This window comes from Paenibacillus sp. p3-SID867 (assembly GCF_025142895.1).
Classification (GTDB): domain Bacteria; phylum Bacillota; class Bacilli; order Paenibacillales; family Paenibacillaceae; genus Paenibacillus_AQ.
Genome location: NZ_JAMBDM010000002.1, coordinates 233412 through 251563, shown reverse-complemented (window position 1 = coordinate 251563; position 18152 = coordinate 233412). Strand labels below are relative to the sequence as shown.

The following is an 18152-nucleotide window of genomic DNA, read 5'->3' as shown; positions in this document are numbered from 1 at the left end:
TACGGTTATGACTATATTCCCTTGGTAAGGGTACACCTCTTGAATAAACAGGTTTAACTTTACATCTTAACAAATGACCACTACCTCCCTCCGTCGTTCAACACAGTGTATGCACTCAAGACCAGACAAGAGGTGGTCAGGTGACTAACAAGCGGCCTATTTTACTTGTGGATGTTCTTCATGGAATCGGAGGGAATATCCCTTCTATAGCAATGCAGTAATTTAAAACAAGATAAGGCTGCATGTTATTATGCGGTTGATTTCCTCCAGCAGCAGCAATAGCGCCCGGGCTCATGAATGAATTAGTGACTTCGTGATACGTCAAGCTGTCAGAGAGCGCCCATGTTCGATCCACAGGTAACACGCTATTAGCTGGATTGGCGCTTCCCATTGCTTGATGCGTATGGCTGGGAAGCTCCGCGTCCGATAGGGTATGGAACTCCTCTCCACCATTCTCTCCTATCGGGAAGTCGGTGCCTCGATGAACAGCAACTCTCCCCCTTAAATCCGGGAGCGCAAAATGGGTCGTGCCGTTCCCCCCGTATGTTGTCCCCAGCAGAGAAAACAAGGCTGTATTCTGAGCAATCGGCAATAACTGCCCGTCACAAAACGCCCACCCATCGGGAGCAAAATTAAAAGCGAATAAGCGAATTTCACCTAAGAACGGATCTGCCATTATATGTTACCTCCTGTCCTCTCTGTCGAAGCGCTCCACTCCATGTGTACATAAACATCATCTCCCCCTCTTATCCGGAATCCTATGCGTTCATAGAATGTTATAGCAGGATTTGAGCGGATAACATGGAGACGGATGGGCTTAGAGTCTGTCCTGGCCATATCCTGTAAATGAACCAGGGCTGCCGTTCCTATACCTTGATTCCCGAATTCAGGCAAAATCGAGATGTCGACCAGGCGAATTTCGGCAGGTGTCTCATGTACAATGACTCGCCCAGCCTGTAGCTGGTTATTCATAAGAATCAGGTGCGATGCTTGAGGGAACTGCAGTGCATAGGAGCGCTGCTGGAGATCAAACTGCATGCGCAGAAACACCTCCATTTCCTGGTCTCCCCATCCCCAGGAGGAAACTTCACTAAGGCGTGTGCTGCGGTACAGCTCATATAAAAACGCTGTATCTTCCTCGGTGGCATCCATCATAATGATCATGGGATTATACGATACCTGCCCCTGCCTAAAAGTCGATAACCCTTAGGTTATCGCGGTACTTCAGTTTATGCGGATAAAGAAAGGAAGGTACAATAATCCAGAATATGTCGTGCCCTGCCTGTCACACACCTTTACTACGGAACGAAAAAAGCAATCCAGCTGTGTCCTAAACAGCCGAATTGCTTCTTCAGATTCATTGCATTATTCCTTAACGAATTCCTTCGTGCTGCGCACGGTATCGATTGGACGAACCATACTCTCAATCTGTTCGCGCTTTGGCTCCAGGAATGGAGGCAGGGACAATTTCTCGCCCAGTGTTTCATATGGCTCATCACCCATGAAGCCTGGACCGTCGGTTGCAAACTCAAACAGAATTTGCGGTGCAACTCGCGCATACAAGGACTGGAAGAAATAGCGGTCTACAAAGCCCGACGTATGGAATTGGAAGTCGTCAAGACGCTTGATCCAATGTTCCAGCACCGAGCGGTCCTCGACACGGAAAGCCGCGTGGTGAACAGTGCCGAAGCCCTGCTGAGCTCTTGGAAGCACGGCGTTGTATTCGACAACCACCTGGGCGCCATTGCCGCCTTCACCAACCTCAAACAGATGGAGCGAGCCTTCCTTGCCGATCTCCTTGAATTCGAGCACTTTCTCCATCATTTCCTTGAAATAATCGAAGTTGGATACCCGTACAAACACCGGACCAAGTCCTGTAATCGCATGCTCCAGCGGAATCGGTCCCTTCTGCCAAGGAGTTCCTGAAGCCACACCCTCATTGTTCTCATCCGAGATGAGCTGATACTGCTGATCGTCAAAATCAACAAAAGCGAGTGTTTTTTTGCCAAACAGCTCTTGAATGCCTTGATGCTTTACATCCAGCCGGTCAAATCGCTTGACCCAATATTCGAGCGCCGCATCGTTAGGAACACGGAACGAGGTTCTGTAAATCTCGTCTGTACCGTGTCTGCCCTGCGGGATACCCGGAAAATCGAAGAAGGTCATATCGGTGCCTGCACTGCCCTTGTCATCCGCAAAAAACAGGTGGTATGTCTGAATATCGTCCTGATTAACTGTTTTCTTCACAAGTCGCATGCCGAGCACATAGGTGAAAAACTCGTAGTTCTTCTCGGCACTGCTCGTAATGGCTGTTACGTGGTGAATTCCTTTTAAACCGTTCATGGTTAAATTCCTCCGTCTCTTCTATTTAGAAAGTGTTTGCCCGACCTTCAAAAATTATTATTTTGATTTAAAACATCTTTAATTTAAGATAATAGTATCATGAGAATTCTGTGCCGTCAACCTTCTAAATGCAATATCTTATTGAGGTCGTGAATGATATTAAAAAAACGGTCGGACATAAAAACATCCGGCCGTTCTATTTCTATCCTTATAAGAGTCTCCTCATGTCCGTTATACGCCAGTATTGGATAATCCAATGACAGGAAACAGCTCGATGCGTTGATGGGTCTCCTCGTGATACAACCATCCATCCCGAACATGGTCCACAAACAATATGCCGTTCAGGTGATCAATTTCGTGCTGCATACATCTGGCCAGATAATCTTCGCCTTCCAGGATCACCGTCTGGCCTTGACGATTCAATGTCTTTACTTTAACCTTATTGGCCCTCTTCACATATCCGTAATACCCCGGATAAGACAGACAAGCTTCGGGGCCCATCTGTTCCCCGTCCATCTCTACGATTTCCGGATTAATCAGCTCGATCAACCCTTCTCCGCAGTCCATGACAATAAGCCTTCGTAATATACCGATTTGGGGTGCGGCAAGACCAGCGCGCCCTTCACTGTCATACAGCGTCTCTGCCATATCATCCAGAATCTTCAATGCTCTGGCGTTTACGGAATCGACTGGCCGGGCGCTCTTTCGTAAGATCGGATCACCGAATGGCACAATAGCTTTAACCGTCATTCACTTAAGCCCCCTTAATTCTAGAAGGAGGTGTATGCACCCATAAGTCACCTGGAGTACACTCTAAGGTTGTGCAAAGGGCATCTAACGTCTCTGCCTTCATCTGCCTGGGCTGGTTCGTCAGCAAGGCACTAATGGAAGCAGCTGATAAGCTGTAATTCGCCTTCTCTTTCATCAGCCGCGCCAAAGCCGCTCCCGACCATATCCCTCTCTCCGCCATCACATTACGAAGCATCCATTCGAGCAAAGGGTCCCCCTCCCGTTCCATGAAAAATATTAGCTCACACCTTATTTTATTAGGTGCTACCTAATATCTCAAGCCTAATTTTGTTTAGGAGCTAACGAGAGTCGTCTCGACAACAAACCAGATTAAGCAGGTTTGGATTCATTCCGCCCAAGCGTTTTACGACTAGCGCTCTTGGATCTCCCGGCAAGGCTGGTCCCGATCACCCCGACAATGACGAGTGCTGCGCCGATGACATGATAATAAGCCAGCTCTTCATTCAAGAAGGCGACACCTCCAAAGATCGTGACCACGGTAGCCAGATTGTTAAAGATGCCCATGCGGGATGCCTCCATCTTGGATAAGGAATAATTCGACAGTAGCGATGTCCCGAGAGAGGACAGAATGCCAAGATACAAAACGGCCCATACGAAGGACGGATGCATGAACGGGTCAAAATAATGTACAAGCGTCCCCTGCGCAGCATGTTGAGCGGCCGACATCAGGTTAAACAGCACGAATCCGATCATCGACATGATGAACGTTATATCCAGTACCGGCTGCTTCTGCGTCAGCTTGCGGGCCATCACACTGTAAATGGCGTTGGATAGCGCCGACAGCAGAATTAGCACAATCCCGAGTGTACTCGAGGCCTCGAAGGAAACCCCCTTCAACACGAAGATAGAGATGATCCCTGTCACCGACAACACGGTAAACAGCTTCTGTGCCCAGCTGGAGCGTTCCTTTAATAGCAGCGATGCCAAGAGCATCGTAAAGATCGGTACCGTAGCGTGAATGATTCCGGCCTCGGCCGAAGAGGTGTAGACCAAACCGAAGGTTTGCAGCGTAAAGAACAGGAACGGATAGAATATCGCCAGCGGCACGATGGTCAGCAGCCTTTTCAGATCCAGCGGGACCTTTCTACGGGCTATGAGTAGCGCGAGCGATGCGGCAATGAACGAAATGGTGAATCGGTGTGCCAGCGTGTCCAGCGGGTTAGCATGGATCAGCGCCAGCTTTACAAACATAAACGAAAAACCAATGATGGCCGTATATCCTAACGCGGCGGCATAGGCACGGCTTGTATGCGGTATATTCATAATATGTGTTCTCCTTCATCTTCTCTTTTGCAGGACAACCAGAAGGTTGATGCATTTGCTACTTATCTTACGGCAGGGAGAACCCCATTACGATTTGAAATAACTGCAACTGTACCGGTACAGTTCATACGATGAAGGAAGGAATGACAAAAAGGCTGTTTCCCACCATTCCAAGATGATAGGAAACAGCCCCGCTATACTTTAACTTGTATACGTTTCATAACAGGCATACCCAGGCCAGCCCGTTATCCATAACAATCAGCGCTAATCACGTTTAATCGAAATCCAGCCATCACCCTCCAGGTGAAGCGTCGCACCGAGCGATTCTGCCATAAACCGGAGCGGAACGAAGGTAGATCCGTTGGTATGAACGAATGGAGCTTCCTGCAGCGTCACGTTTTTACCGCCGACGCTGGCTGTTTTGGAGCCCACGGTCAATACGATTTCTTCCCCTGTCAGATCATTAATGACTGTAATTTTCTTGGAGCCTTTGCTCCACTTCACTTCGGCATCCAATTGGTCTGTCAAGTAACGAAGCGGAACGAAGCTCTGATTGTTCTTCTTGATTACACCATATCCATAATCATCGCTTACGGGACTAAGAAACATCGTTTTGTGTGTGATCTTCAGATCATCCTTCAACACATTATAGATGAGGGAGTCCTTCTCAAAGTTCCGCAGCACTTGACCCGGTGTCACCGAATCGTTCAGAACGTCCAGCACGCCTTTGGACGTGTCCACCTGATTGGCCTTCACTGCGCCGCCGATATTCCAGACCTCACCTTCGGAATACACCTTGAATGCTTTCAATGGCAGGTCCTCGGAAGCCGGTAGCGCGACAGTCAGCTCCAGCGCATTCTTGCGTGTATTCAGCTGCTCATCGAAGTAGTAGTCCAGCTTGAGGATCGTATCCTTACCAAAGACGGTTTCGGATCCCGGTAGCACCTCCAATAACTGTTCCTTCTGTTCATCATAGTTCTCCGTGAATTCGATCAGTGCGCCATGCACGATCTCGTAGAGCGATGCGACGACCTCCTCCTTGGATTCCTGTGGCAGGAGTTCTACGTCTTCGCCATAGGCCTCGCCGATGCTGGTTATCATCGGATAAATGGCATCATACGCATCGCCGATCACTTGCTTCAAGCCGGCTTCATCCTTAAGCAGACTTTCGGCGAAAGGCTTAACCATGTTCAAGATCTCTTCACCGGTCAGCTCCATGTGGAGATGCGTCAGGTTCAGGCTTTCCCCGTTCACCTTCTCCTGAGCGGACTTCACCGCAATGGTTGATGGATTTGGAAAATGCTTCAGCACAAGTCCTGCAGCCTTCTTCACGACATCCTGAATCGCCTGTTCGTATTGGCTGGTATCAGGCAATCCGGGAACGGTCGTATCCATCGATAAATAGAACGGCTGCTTGGCGCCTTCTAATTGAATCGCCATTCCTTTGGAATCCATGGACACATGAAGCGGAATCTTCTTGTCCGAATATTGGATACTGCCCTGAATAGACACCGTTTTGCTATCCTGCACGATGGCATGGTCCATATTCAGAGATAACGAATTAATGAGATCAATCGCTTCTTTATCTTCAGTCGATAGGGCCTTGTCCGATGGCACCACCTCGAATCGAATACTTGCCTTGGATTCGCTGGATTTAACATCGAGACTGGTAAGCAACGCCTTGTTGATATCCAGTCCCCCGACGGCCTGACATCCTGTCATAACAACCAGCACAGCTGCAATGAGTACAGTCAACCACTTGAACTTCTTATACATAACGATATTTGTCCCCTCCCAGGTCATAGGCTCATTTCTATTATGGGAAGGTAGGAAATGTTTGTAAATAGGTATTTAAGCCTCGTCATATACGCACACGCGGATGGGTCCCACAGATAGCACATATCGACATTTTGCTATACACTGGGAATGAAAACTGTAGTAATTTGCAAGCAATAGTCAGCTTTTTTAGCACCGGGAAAGCTTGCTGAAGGGCTTTGAACAACCTTATAAAGCGTGGTGAATCTCTTGTTTAAAATTATGTTAATCGAAGACGATGTGACCCTATTCCATGAAGTGCAGGAGCGACTGTCTCAATGGTCGTATAACGTTTATGGCGTACGCGATTTCAGCGCCGTACTTCAGGAGTTTACAGCGGTTCAACCCGATCTGGTCATCATCGACATCCAGCTGCCGAAGTTTGACGGGTTCCATTGGTGCCGAATGATTCGCTCCCACTCGAACGTGCCGATTATCTTCCTGTCTTCCCGCGATCATCCGACCGATATGGTGATGTCCATGCAGCTTGGAGCCGACGATTTCATTCAGAAGCCGTTCCACTTTGATGTCCTGATTGCCAAAATCCAGGCCACTCTGCGCCGGGTATACAATTACAATACCGAACGGGCCGAGCTGAGAACTTGGCGCGGAGCCACCGTCGAATTCGGTAAAAATACCATTAGCAGCCCTCAGGGCACCGCTGAACTGACAAAGAATGAGATGTTCATTCTGAAAATCCTCATGGAGCGAAAGAATCAAATCGTCAGCCGGGAGGATCTGATCAAGAGCTTATGGGACAACGAGCATTTTGTCAGCGATAATACGTTAACGGTCAACGTCAATCGGCTGCGCAAGAAGCTGGAGCCCCTCGGGCTTGATCCCTACATCGAAACCAAGGTGGGACAAGGTTATATCGCCACGGAAGAGGCGCATGCATGATGATCGCCTACATCCGGGAACGACTAAGCTGGATTCTGTTCTTCGTGTTTCTGCAGCTGCTGTTTCTGTTCATAGCCGCCGTGGACTCCCAGATCCCGTTCTTACCCATCCTTTATATCGTTTTTCTGTCGATGCTGTTCTTCCTGGTGTTTCTGTTCGTGAGGTACAACCGGGAAACCAAGTTCTACAAAAGCCTTCAGACGTGGGATGACACCTACGATTTAGCCGCCATCAGCGAGCCGGAGCACCCCTTTGAGGCGATTGCCATGGATATCCTCTCCCTTCAAACGGAGCGCTTCAAGAAGGAATCCTCCATGCGTCTAATGGAGATACAAGGGGAGAAGGACGAGCTGTTATCCTGGATTCACGAAGTGAAAACGCCGCTCACCACGATGCAATTGATGATCGAGCGCATGGAAGATGAGACGTTAAAAGCTCAGCTCCAGTATGAGTGGCTCCGCATCCACCTGCTGCTTGACCAGCAGCTGCACCAGAAGCGCATCCCCTTTATCCGGAATGATCTGCTAATCGAAGAATCCGCGCTCGAGCCGATCATCTTCCAGGAAATACGTGCGCTCAAGTCCTGGTGCATGCAGAAAGGGATCGGATTCGACGTTTCCCTTGAGGTAACGGAAGTGCTCAGCGATGCCAAGTGGCTGGGCTTTATCATCCGCCAGCTGCTGACCAACGCGGTCAAATACAGCAACGCTTCGGACATCCTCATCGAGAGCGATCTCAGGGATGACCATGTCAGACTTACCATCCAGGATGCCGGACGCGGCATTGATCCGAAGGACATGCCTCGTATTTTCGACAAAGGCTTCACCTCGACCACCTCACATCAGGACAGTGCCGCAACCGGCATGGGGCTCTATTTGACGCAAAAAGTAGCCGATGCCCTGCTGATTCGCATTCAGGTGGAATCGAAGCCGGGCACAGGCACCACCTTCACCTTGATCTTTCCGAGACGGAATGATTTTGTTAGCATGACCGGCATGTGACAACAATGTCACATGCTTTTGCACTTTGTTCGGCGAATCGAAGGAAAAGGCGCTGCGACTCCTTTATGATAAGGACAGATAACGAAGGAGTGAGTGAAATTGGCAATTCTTGAAGCAAACCAAATTCATAAAAGCTACGGCAACAAATTCAATAAACAGGAAGTGCTGAAGGGTATCGATATCCGCGTGGATAAAGGCGAGTTTGTCAGCATCATGGGCGCATCGGGCTCGGGAAAAACCACGCTGCTGAACGTACTCTCCTCGATCGATAAAGTGAGCCTCGGCAGCATCAAGATCGAGGGTAAGGAGTTTACGGGCCTGAAGGAGAAGGAGCTGGCGGAGTTCCGGAAGCACCATCTGGGTTTTATTTTTCAGGAGTACAACCTGCTGGATACATTGACCGTCAAGGAAAACGTGCTGCTGCCGCTCTCCATTAAGAAAGTATCGAAAAAGGAAGCGGATCAGAAATTCCAACGCATCGCGACCGAGCTTGGCATCTACGAACTCAAGGATAAATATCCGAACCAAATCTCCGGGGGACAGAAGCAGCGAACCTCCGCGGCTCGCGCATTTATCCATGATCCCAGCATTATTTTTGCCGATGAGCCGACAGGGGCGCTGGACTCGAAGTCCGCTTCCGATCTGTTGAACAAGCTAAGCGAATTAAATCAGAAGATCGATTCCACGATCATCATGGTTACCCATGATCCCGTGGCCGCCAGTTATTGCACCCGGGTCGTCTTCATTAAGGATGGACAGATTTATACCCAGCTGAACAAGGGTGAGCAGTCCCGGCAGGCCTTCTTCAATGACATCATCAAAACTCAGGGCGTGCTAGGCGGTGTTCAGAATGAACATTAATTATCTGATCTACCGGAATCTGAAGAAGAATATTAAGAATTATTATCTGTACGTATTTGCGCTCATCTTCAGCGTGGGTCTGTATTTCTCGTTTGTCACGCTGCAATATGATCCGGCCATGAATGAAGTCAAAGGCTCGGTCAAGGGTGCAGCCGGGCTTGGAGCCGCCTCCGTGCTGCTTGTGGCGATCGTTGCCATCTTCCTGCTGTATGCCAACACGATTTTTATTAAACGGCGCAGTAAAGAGATCGGGCTGTTTCAGCTCATCGGATTGACCAAAGGCAAGATATTCCGGATCCTCAGTGCGGAGAACCTGATTCTGTATTTCGGCTCCATGGTCATCGGCATCTTTGTCGGCTTCGCGGCTTCGCGCTTAATCCTTATGATTCTGTTCAAGGTGACCGGCGTAGATACCGAAGCGGCTCTATCCTTCTCCACCGAGGCGATGATCCAGACCGTGATTGTATTTGCCGTCATCTACGTTCTGATTATGATCATGAATTATACATTCATCAAAAGACAGAGCATTCTGTCCCTCTTCCGAGCCGTATCCACAACCGAGAACCAAATTAAGAAAATGTCCTTCGCCGAAATGTTATTCGGACTGCTCGGCATCGGACTCATCCTTCTCGGTTATTATGTATCGACCAAGCTGTTCAGTGGAGATTTCACCACCATGAATGAGCTGTTCATGGCCATGATCCTGATTTTGGGATCGGTTATCATCGGGACATATCTGTTCTATAAAGGGTCGGTCAGCTTTCTATTCAACGCAATCCGGAAGAGCAAAGGCGGTTACTTATCCCTGAACGATGTGCTGTCCCTCTCCTCGATCATGTTCCGCATGAAATCCAATGCGCTGCTGTTAACGATCATCACGACCGTATCCGCACTCGCGATCGGACTATTGTCACTCAGCTATATCTCGTACTATTCTGCGGAGAAATCAGCCGAGCAGAGCGTGCCCAACCACTTTGCGGTTGCGGACCAGAAGGATCTTGGGGCTTTCATGCAGGCGCTTACCGATGAAGACATCGAATTTAAGCAGACGAACCGCGACGTGATTCAAGTGAATGCCGACCTATCCAATATTATCGGCGCCAGCCTGGAGATCTCTGGGCAAGTGGATTCCAGCTCCATGATCATCCCGGTGATCAGCGATGCCAGCGTAGAGGGCGTGGATGTTTCGCCCGAGGAGACGCTGTTCACGGGATACAGTGACGCGATCCAGCAATTTATGGCGATTCAGACCACAGGGGAAATTGAATTCATAAGCTCTAAACAAAGCTTTAAGCAGAAGCTAATCGGCTTGGACAAGGAAGCTTACGTATCCTTTTATTTTGCAAGCGGCGGGCTCCCGACGGCGATCGTGGACCAGACCGTATTTGATAAGCTGGTTCAGGATCTGGACCCGAAGATCCAGAAGAAGACCAATGTCTATCACGGCATCGATATTGTGGATCCGATCTCTGTGGATCAGGCCAATCAGATCTTAAAGAGTCTCGGCATTAGCGAGCAAACAGGGAACCTCTCACAGCCGGAACTGATTTTCAACCAGAAGAGCAACATGGGCTTAATCATGTTCATCGTAGGATTCCTGGGACTTACCTTCCTGATTACTTCAGGATGTATCCTGTACTTTAAGCAGATGGATGAAGGTGAAGAGGAGAAGCCGAATTATACCATTCTCCGGAAGCTGGGCTTCACGCAAGGAAACCTGCTGAAGGGGATTCAGATCAAGCAGCTGTTCAACTTCGGCATTCCGCTGGTTGTCGGGTTGTCCCACAGTTACTTCGCCGTTAAATCCGGCTGGTTCTTCTTCGGAACCGAGCTCTGGCTGCCCATGGTCATGGTTATGCTGCTGTATACGGCACTGTATTCCATATTCGGGTTGTTATCGGTCATGTTCTATAAACGGGTAATTAAAGAAGCGTTATAAACGAGGTGCATGGGTGGGCCCAGGGAAAATTCGGGTACCATCCATGCATTTTGCGTGTGCAGGGAGATGTCATTAGCAACCTGAGAGCAACGAAGCTGTACGAGATTTCAACCATGGAACACTCTAAGGGGTGATAAAAACCATCGGTTACCATTCTAAGGGGGTACAGCTCTTCTGCAGCTTGCGGATATACGCAATCTGACCGATATGATAGGCATTATGCGTAGCAGCATTGCTCACAATCTCCCACCACTTGGCCGGTACCGGGAATCCATTCACTTCCTGCTCCAGCTTGGTCGCTGACAGCAGGTCCTGCCAACGCAATAGGACCTGCAGCAATCGGTCTCTTAGCTCGGCAAAGGTTGCGTTATCCGGAATGATAAAGCTTTTATGGTTGTCTCCAATAGAAGGAACGGCGTCGACCCGCGATTCGCGGTACCGCGTCTGCCACGTTTCATTCCAATACAGCAGATGCTGTATGATCTCGACAATGCTGTGACTATCGTTGGCAGGTGTCCAGAACGCTTCATCCTCGGTCAGATGCTCCACGGATTGCTGGAACGGGATATGCCAGCTGGGATCATTTGCATTCGCTAACAGCTGATTCATTAGAACATCATTTGCATGCGCCATGGGTCATTCACTCCTTCATGAGTCTTGTAATAAGCAGCATCACAAATCATGACTAATTTTACTATAGGATGAAGTCCTGTGATTCGCAGAAAATGATTAAAATCATTCTTTCTCGACTAGCCTGTCAGCAAAAGGCGTCTACCTCACATGGAACAAGTCCAAATAATACTGCGCTGTTGGCGTATCATTCTTGAAACGCAGCTCGATCTTCTCCCCGCTTTCCTTGCACAGGCCCACCGTAATCTCAAAATAGCTTGCCCCATGCATCGCGTCAACCGGACGGGCCTGTTGGTTATCCTTCGCCATCGTCGTCCGCTCATTGATTGATACAATTCGTTCGCAGCCAAAAGCAGGATACGTCTCCCTATATATGTCCTGAAGGGACGATCGGATAACCGGGTATAACTGCTGCAGCAAGGCCTTCTCGAGCTGCTGCTCTCTAGGCTTTCCTTCCGGTCCTGCATACGCTGAGCTTCCAGGGGCTGATAGAAGGAGCCCGCCTGCGAGCAGCAGGCAGAAGAAGAATCGTGACTTCATGCGAGTTCACCTTTTTCGTTTTCTACTTAGGATTTCCTTTCTCAACATATTTAGTCCGCCATATATATGGGTTCATCACTATTCAAAAAAAGCCTGCCCCAAAAGCAGTCTTTCCTCCGAACGGCCTGGAATCTCCGCGATAATCTCTTTATAGTACTCGTATGTCGACATCCCACTATCAACACCTTCCCGTTTCCCCTCACATCTATGCCACTTGATATTCTCGAAGGTGACGGATTATCCTTCTGCACACCACCATCCACGCAAATAAAAAAAGCCCAGCCGATGGTTGGCTGGGCCCTCCTTCTGCAACACCCTATCTCAAAATCCTTGAGCTGCCTCTGCAGCTTGCCGCAATCCCTGCTCAATGATCTCCTCACTCCGGTCGCGGAATTGATTATGCCCTTCAATCACAAGGGTTGTCACATTCGTAATGCCGAATACGTTCAGGTGATTCTTAACGAAGCTCACCGCCATCTCCGACGTGTCTCCTTCCGCATATACGCCGCCTCTGGCATTCAATAAGGCCGCCTTTTTGTCGGATAAGAGCCCCACCAATCCTTGCTCCGTGTACTGGAAGGTTTTGCGCGGATGGTGCATGTAGTCCAGGTACGAATGCAATACAGCCGGGACGGTCAGGTTCCATAGCGGGAACGCAAACACCACCTTGTCTGCGGCTATGAACTGCTCCAGATGTTTGGTGACTATATCACTCATAGCCTTTTCTTCCGGTGTGAGTTCCATGCCCATAGCAGACTTAAAATTTCCGTTAATCATCACTTCATCCAGATAAGGAATCTGCTCCTTATACAGATCCACTTCAATTACGGTATCCTTCGGTTGGGCCACCCGATAGCTCTCCAGAAACGCGTCATATAGTCTTCCCGTTACAGACCCTTGGCGGTTATTGGCTTTGATAAATAAGGTTGTTGTCATATAAATCTCCTCCATAATGTATGATGATGTTACATGAAATGCTTAATTTGGGCTTTCCAACACAATCCCCTTGGACTCTCTTTGACCGAACTGAACATAATAGAACAGCATGATGGCTATCAGCAGCACAGCCAAAGCTAGGTAGATATTGCTATAGAGGTTCCCTTCCGTATAGAAGTGGACCGGATTCCAGTGGATGCCGGACTGGATATCCAGCATCTTGCCGTACACACCCGAGGCCATGCCCGCCGATATAAAATTCAGCATCTGCATCAGTCCCATTCCGACTCCCGCTTGTTCCTTGTGCAGGCTAAGGGAAACGGAATTGGATAACGCAATCATGACAAACGTCTGCCCCACATGTCCGAGAATCAAAAAGATCGCGATCAGAACAGGCGATATGCCAATGAAAGTAGATAACAGCGCAAAGCATGCCAGCAATAATCCGACAGCCACAAGGAAGAGATACGTATTCCCCCTCCCATCCGCAAGCCTTCCGCCTGCTTTACCTAGCAAGGCCGACGCGATTGCGGCCGGTACCATGACAAAACCAACCCACCCTGGCGAGAGCCCCTGTACCTCCGACAACAACAACGGACTTAGAAAATGCAGAGAGAACCCGATGCCGCTAACGATAAACATCACGATTAATCGGAGGGTATAGCTTTTGTTCCGGAATAATCCCGGATCTACAAACGGTACGGAGGCCGTACGAATACGTATGATAAGCAGCCCCATAGCCAACAGCCCAAGAAGAGGCTGCCACCAGGATCCGTTCGTGACGCCGAGCAGGAGAAAGGTGACTGCAGCCGCTAACAGTCCGCCTCCCAACCAATCGAATTGGCCGGAGGACTGAAGTTCTTCTTCCTTCAAGTATTTTCGATATAAAGGAATCGTGATTAAGATCAGCAGCGGAATACAGAATAACCAGCGCCAATCCGCAATACTGGCTACAAGTGAAGACACGATGGGACCGAGCGCACTGCCGATGGACAATCCCACGAATGCCGTGGCCATAGCCGATCCCCTTCGCTCGGGTGCAATGTAGCGTATCGGAATTAACATCGCTGTTGCCGGAATCGCCGCGGCTCCGACGGCCTGCAGACATCTGCTGACCAGCACCATCCAGAACACCTGCGAGAACAGGCCGACGAGCGATCCGACCGCGAACAGGAGCAGTCCGATCGTAATCAGATTTCGAAGTTGAATCCGTTCGGTGAGCTTCCCATAGAGGACTGTTCCGACGCCGTAGATCAAGGAATATGAAGAACTGACCCAGCTGACTTGAGCCGTCGTCAGGCCGAATTCCTCCCGCATGTCCGGCAGCACGAAGTTAAACATCAAGCCGCTCATCGCGGACAGACATAAGGTGAACATCACAACGCGCATTAATCTCTGTGTTTCCATCTCCTGAACCACCTCTCATTGGCTTCTTTTGTAAATTCGGTACACAGCAGTTATGACCGTCAGTACTTACTGTCATTCTGTTTGAAAAAAATACTAGGGGGTTAATGCCCTAGCAAAAATCCGCACGCTTTCCTCGATAAAGGCATCAAGCGTCACCGAAGAGAAGAGTTCCTCCGAGTCCAGCTCATTCATAAACGCCCCGAAGTTCATCATCATGAACGAAATGGCCCGCACCTCCGGATCGCCTGCGATCACTTTGCCCTTCTCGGTCATCACGGTAAAATACTTCGTCAATACATCCATGTATTGCTTGGGATGTTTACTGGTGATCTCCCGCAGGCCCGGTAAGTTATCGTTCTCCTTCACGCTGATCGTGATCAGCTTCCGATTCCGAATCATCAGCTCATGGTACGTCCGGCTGATAAGAAGCAAGTCTTCGCTTAAATCTCCTATCAGCTTCTCTTCAAACAGCTTTGTCATTTCTTCACCATAATGATAGCGCTCAAAGGCTGTTTCCAAGAGGTTCTGCTTGCTCCCGAATTTACGAAACAAGGTTTTCTCGCTTAAGCCGGCAGCCGTAGCGATTTCCAGCGTGGTTACCCCGTTGTAGCCCTTCCGAGAGATGAGGTCGATCGCGGCCAGCAGCAGCTTATCATCCGTGCTCAGGTTGTCACTATGCTCCATGAAGGCTCTCCCTCTTCCCTTAGGAATGTCAGTACTTACTGTCATTTATTGAACCCATCATATTCCACTCGACTATGCTCTGTCAAGCATTTAACAAAAAATAGGCCAATCCTATTTCTCGAAGGAGCTTACAGGACCTACACACTTGTCGCAGCATATTGACGCCCGAGCGCCTGCAGCCGTTCCGCAATCGCATGCTCGATATCGCGATCCAGCGGAAGGTGCTCCGAGGAATACGGTGCCAGCAGCGGATGATCACCGATCATTACCGCGTGCAGCGCATGCTGGAACATCGTAATATCGTTGGCATCGTTGCCGAAGGCAACATACTCGCCCTCCTTCACACCCAGCTGCTGAAGCCCGCTCCATTTATGTATCCCCTTAGGGCTGATATCCAGCACATTTTCCCCTCCATGCACGTGAACAACGACATCCAGTTGTCTCAGCCTCTCCTCGACTTCCGCCATATGGTCCGAGGTCAGCATCAATATTTTCACAACCGAATTCAGCTCCTGGAGCGCCACGTTCTTGGCCAGCTTGTGCGGGTCTAAGTTCAGCAGAATCGGATGATCTGCAGGACCCGTATAGGCATAGTCCCATTCTCCATCGATCAAATAGCTCACGTTATACGTTGTTAACAGATGAAGAAGGCTCGGAAGCACCTCGCTGTCAAAGCCCGTCGTGGAGACCCGCTTTCCCCCTGCCGCCACCATCGAACCGTTGCCTCCGATCATCGGGTAGTGATGAACGCGCTCATGAAGGACGGGAAGCAAGTCGCGAATCGGCCGGGCGGAAGCAAAAATAACCTCATGCCCTTGCGCCACCAGCTCCTCCAATGCCTTCAGCAACTCGTCCGAAACCGGCTGCCCTTTAAAACAGATCGTTCCGTCCAGATCGAATACAAATTTCATGCCCTTGCCCTCCTGTATCTTCTCATTGCTCTTATCATAGCAGTTGATCGTATAATGAGAAGGACATTTGTCCAGGAGAGAAAGGAGCAACCCCAAGACCCATGAAACTACTTCATGACGCACCATTGCTGAAAGCCAAGCTGGAACAATTTCAATTCGAGAACATGCTGGACCTGAGCAGGCCTGTGCCTTTTACATTGCAGCAATACGAGCCCGGCGAGATCATTCTGTATGAAGGCTTCGCCATGAATTCCCTTCTGTTCCTCGTGCAAGGGAAGATTAAGGTGACCTCCAGCATCGAAACCGGCAAATCGCTTCTTCTGCGCTTTGGCCATCCTTTTTCCATCATCGGGGATATTGAATTGATTCGAAACGTTCCGGTCCAATCGCAGATTGAAGCCGTTAACGAATGCCTCTTTATCGGGCTGCCCTTTGACTATATTAAGCTGCATGAAATGACAAACGCCCGCTTTACATCCACCTTGCTGGATCACCTGAGCTACAAACTCCAGACGTGCACGACCGCTTCCCGCGTCAATCTGTTGGCATCGGTCGAGAACCGGTTTGCCAGCTATCTTATGTCCACCATGTCGCCGGGGTCCAGCCCTTCCTTCGGAATGGAGCTGAAGACCGACCATATCAGGGAGATCGCCAGCTTGCTTGGTACCACGCACCGACATTTGAACCGGGTCATGCATGCTTTTGCACAAAAAGGGTTTCTGGAGCGAAACGGACAGACCATCCGCATTCTGGACTGGAACGCGATGGAGACGGCATCGAATGGGATCCGCTATGAGTAGATCGCCCGGCCGAAACTTTTTTCTCAAGTTCTTGTAACGAATCGGCCCTGACCCGGTCATATAGGCAAGGAGGTGAATATGTGACGGATTTGCACCAGATCTATCATCAGCACTTTCAAGACGTGTATCGGTTCCTGCTGTCGCTTAGCAGAGATGAGCATGTTGCGGAAGAACTCGCACAGGAGACGTTTTTCAAAGCGCTGAAGCATATCGATTCGTTTCAAGGTACGTGCAAACTAAGCGTTTGGCTCTGCCAAATCGCTAAACATACATACTTCTCCTATCTTGATAAACAAAAGCGGTATGAGCCGGCCTCGCAGGTCGAGCACAGCAGCGGTCTGGAGATCGAATGGCAAACCGTCGATAAAGCAGAGGCTTTCCGAATCCACCAGATTCTGCACTTGATGGACGAGCCGTATAAAGAGGTGTTCACGCTGCGGGTGTTCGGAGAGTTGTCTTTTGGCGAAATCAGCCAGCTGTTCGAAAAAACCGAGAGCTGGGCAAGAGTCACCTTCTTTCGAGCCAAGCAAAAAATTCAAAGCCTGTACAAGGAGGAGAATCGACCGTGAACCGAGTTTCATGTGATATTATTCAGGATTTGCTGCCCTTGTACTATGATCATGTGTGCAGCGCAGACACCAAGGCCCTGGTAGAAGAGCATCTAGCCGATTGCCCGGATTGCCGGGAGGTGCTAAGCCATATGAGCTCCCCTATGCCGCTGCCAGCCCAAACGATTGATCAAAACCATGATGAGGGAGCCGGATTGCGGCAAGTTGCCGCCCAATGGTCGCGCACCAAGTGGATCGCGTTTACCAAAGGTTTGTTGCTCACTTGTCTAGCCGTTGGACTACTGTTCCTGGTGTATGCTGGCCTGTTCAAATGGAACATAACCAACGTGCCTACCCGTGTTATGCAAGTATCCGATATTAGCCAGCTGAAGGATGGGAGCATTGTCTATCATGTGAAGATGACCGACGGTTTCAACGTCAATCAGGCTAGCTACGACACGGATGCGGAAGGAAACTTCTATGTAACACCCAAGCGCCCCATCATCAAATCCAAGAGGTTCGCGGGTATGGGGCTATCCAACATGTACTATTCCCATGATCTTGAAGAGCGGAATGCCTATGAGAAGAGCTTTGGCGATGGTGTTCAGATCAGGGCCCTTTATCTGGGAACGCCCGATGACCGAATTCTGATCTGGGAACAAGGCATGGGGCTGCCTCCGGCAAGCGAGTCCGTCGAGTTACAGTTTAAGAGTGATGAGAATGAAAACAAGAGACCGCCAGGGCAGCCATCTGGGCCCTGAAGC

General features: G+C 49.6%; 20 protein-coding genes. 7 read left to right on the top strand and 13 right to left on the bottom strand.

Features of this window, described 5'->3' with window-relative positions; genetic code table 11:
- Positions 1-178: 178 nt before the first annotated feature.
- The 7 genes from M4D81_RS04445 to M4D81_RS04415 form a co-directional block, all read right to left on the bottom strand.
- On the bottom strand, positions 179-676 hold the full coding sequence (locus tag M4D81_RS04445) for a phage tail protein (protein WP_260064657.1): 498 nt from the start codon (positions 674-676) through the stop codon (positions 179-181).
- Entirely contained in the window at positions 676-1164 is a 489-nt protein-coding gene (locus tag M4D81_RS04440; protein WP_260064655.1) for a GNAT family N-acetyltransferase, read from the bottom strand. The genes M4D81_RS04445 and M4D81_RS04440 overlap by 1 nt, the downstream gene beginning before the upstream one ends.
- A 201-nt stretch (positions 1165-1365) precedes the next feature.
- A complete protein-coding gene (locus M4D81_RS04435) occupies positions 1366-2343 on the bottom strand; it encodes a ring-cleaving dioxygenase (RefSeq protein WP_260064653.1) in 978 nt (325 codons plus the stop codon).
- Positions 2344-2574: 231 nt separating this feature from the next.
- Positions 2575-3093, bottom strand: coding sequence for a peptide deformylase (gene def / locus M4D81_RS04430; protein ID WP_260064651.1), 519 nt, complete (start codon positions 3091-3093; stop codon positions 2575-2577).
- A 4-nt stretch (positions 3094-3097) separates the two neighbouring features.
- A complete protein-coding gene (locus tag M4D81_RS04425; protein ID WP_260064649.1) occupies positions 3098-3340 on the bottom strand; it encodes a helix-turn-helix domain-containing protein in 243 nt (80 codons plus the stop codon).
- 122 nt (positions 3341-3462) lie between these two features.
- A complete protein-coding gene (locus M4D81_RS04420) occupies positions 3463-4416 on the bottom strand; it encodes a DMT family transporter (protein WP_260064647.1) in 954 nt (317 codons plus the stop codon).
- 264 nt (positions 4417-4680) lie between these two features.
- Positions 4681-6192: a copper amine oxidase N-terminal domain-containing protein gene (locus M4D81_RS04415; RefSeq protein ID WP_260064645.1), complete on the bottom strand. Its 1512-nt coding sequence runs from the start codon at positions 6190-6192 to the stop codon at positions 4681-4683.
- Between the two features lie 249 nt (positions 6193-6441).
- Here M4D81_RS04415 and M4D81_RS04410 point away from each other — a divergent pair, with 249 nt between their 5' ends.
- The 4 genes from M4D81_RS04410 to M4D81_RS04395 all read left to right on the top strand — a co-directional run bounded on the left by M4D81_RS04410 (position 6442) and on the right by M4D81_RS04395 (position 10932).
- On the top strand, positions 6442-7131 hold the full coding sequence (locus M4D81_RS04410; RefSeq protein WP_260064643.1) for a response regulator transcription factor: 690 nt from the start codon (positions 6442-6444) through the stop codon (positions 7129-7131).
- The gene (locus tag M4D81_RS04405) at positions 7128-8132 is read left to right on the top strand and encodes a sensor histidine kinase (protein ID WP_260064642.1); all 1005 of its coding nucleotides are present in this window, start codon (positions 7128-7130) and stop codon (positions 8130-8132) included. The genes M4D81_RS04410 and M4D81_RS04405 overlap by 4 nt, the downstream gene beginning before the upstream one ends.
- A 99-nt stretch (positions 8133-8231) precedes the next feature.
- Positions 8232-8993 carry an ABC transporter ATP-binding protein gene (locus M4D81_RS04400; protein WP_009591195.1) on the top strand — a complete coding sequence of 254 codons (762 nt, stop codon included), beginning with the start codon at positions 8232-8234 and terminating at the stop codon, positions 8991-8993.
- Positions 8983-10932 (top strand): FtsX-like permease family protein, encoded by a 1950-nt coding sequence (locus M4D81_RS04395; protein WP_260064641.1) that lies wholly within the window; start codon positions 8983-8985, stop codon positions 10930-10932. Before M4D81_RS04400 ends, M4D81_RS04395 begins: the two co-directional genes overlap by 11 nt.
- Before the next feature lie 147 nt (positions 10933-11079).
- Here the strand turns inward: M4D81_RS04395 and M4D81_RS04390 are convergent, their stop codons facing one another.
- The 6 genes from M4D81_RS04390 to M4D81_RS04365 form a co-directional block, all read right to left on the bottom strand.
- The gene (locus M4D81_RS04390) at positions 11080-11565 is read right to left on the bottom strand and encodes a DinB family protein (protein ID WP_260064640.1); all 486 of its coding nucleotides are present in this window, start codon (positions 11563-11565) and stop codon (positions 11080-11082) included.
- Between the two features lie 138 nt (positions 11566-11703).
- Positions 11704-12102, bottom strand: a complete 399-nt coding sequence (locus M4D81_RS04385) for a hypothetical protein (RefSeq protein ID WP_071220542.1) — start codon at positions 12100-12102, stop codon at positions 11704-11706.
- A 321-nt stretch (positions 12103-12423) separates the two neighbouring features.
- The gene (locus tag M4D81_RS04380) at positions 12424-13038 is read right to left on the bottom strand and encodes an FMN-dependent NADH-azoreductase (RefSeq protein WP_260064638.1); all 615 of its coding nucleotides are present in this window, start codon (positions 13036-13038) and stop codon (positions 12424-12426) included.
- 42 nt (positions 13039-13080) lie between these two features.
- Entirely contained in the window at positions 13081-14445 is a 1365-nt protein-coding gene (locus tag M4D81_RS04375; protein ID WP_071220544.1) for an MFS transporter, read from the bottom strand.
- Positions 14446-14538: 93 nt separating this feature from the next.
- Positions 14539-15129: a TetR/AcrR family transcriptional regulator gene (locus M4D81_RS04370; protein WP_260064636.1), complete on the bottom strand. Its 591-nt coding sequence runs from the start codon at positions 15127-15129 to the stop codon at positions 14539-14541.
- 137 nt (positions 15130-15266) lie between these two features.
- Complete coding sequence (locus M4D81_RS04365; RefSeq protein WP_260064635.1) at positions 15267-16040, bottom strand: HAD-IIB family hydrolase; 774 nt, start codon at positions 16038-16040, stop codon at positions 15267-15269.
- Between the two features lie 101 nt (positions 16041-16141).
- On the opposite strand from M4D81_RS04365, the gene M4D81_RS04360 reads away from it, so the two are divergent.
- The 3 genes from M4D81_RS04360 to M4D81_RS04350 all read left to right on the top strand — a co-directional run bounded on the left by M4D81_RS04360 (position 16142) and on the right by M4D81_RS04350 (position 18149).
- Entirely contained in the window at positions 16142-16840 is a 699-nt protein-coding gene (locus tag M4D81_RS04360) for a Crp/Fnr family transcriptional regulator (RefSeq protein ID WP_260064633.1), read from the top strand.
- 80 nt (positions 16841-16920) lie between these two features.
- Positions 16921-17409 (top strand): RNA polymerase sigma factor, encoded by a 489-nt coding sequence (locus tag M4D81_RS04355; protein ID WP_071220548.1) that lies wholly within the window; start codon positions 16921-16923, stop codon positions 17407-17409.
- Entirely contained in the window at positions 17406-18149 is a 744-nt protein-coding gene (locus tag M4D81_RS04350; protein WP_260064632.1) for a zf-HC2 domain-containing protein, read from the top strand. Before M4D81_RS04355 ends, M4D81_RS04350 begins: the two co-directional genes overlap by 4 nt.
- Positions 18150-18152: the final 3 nt, after the last annotated feature.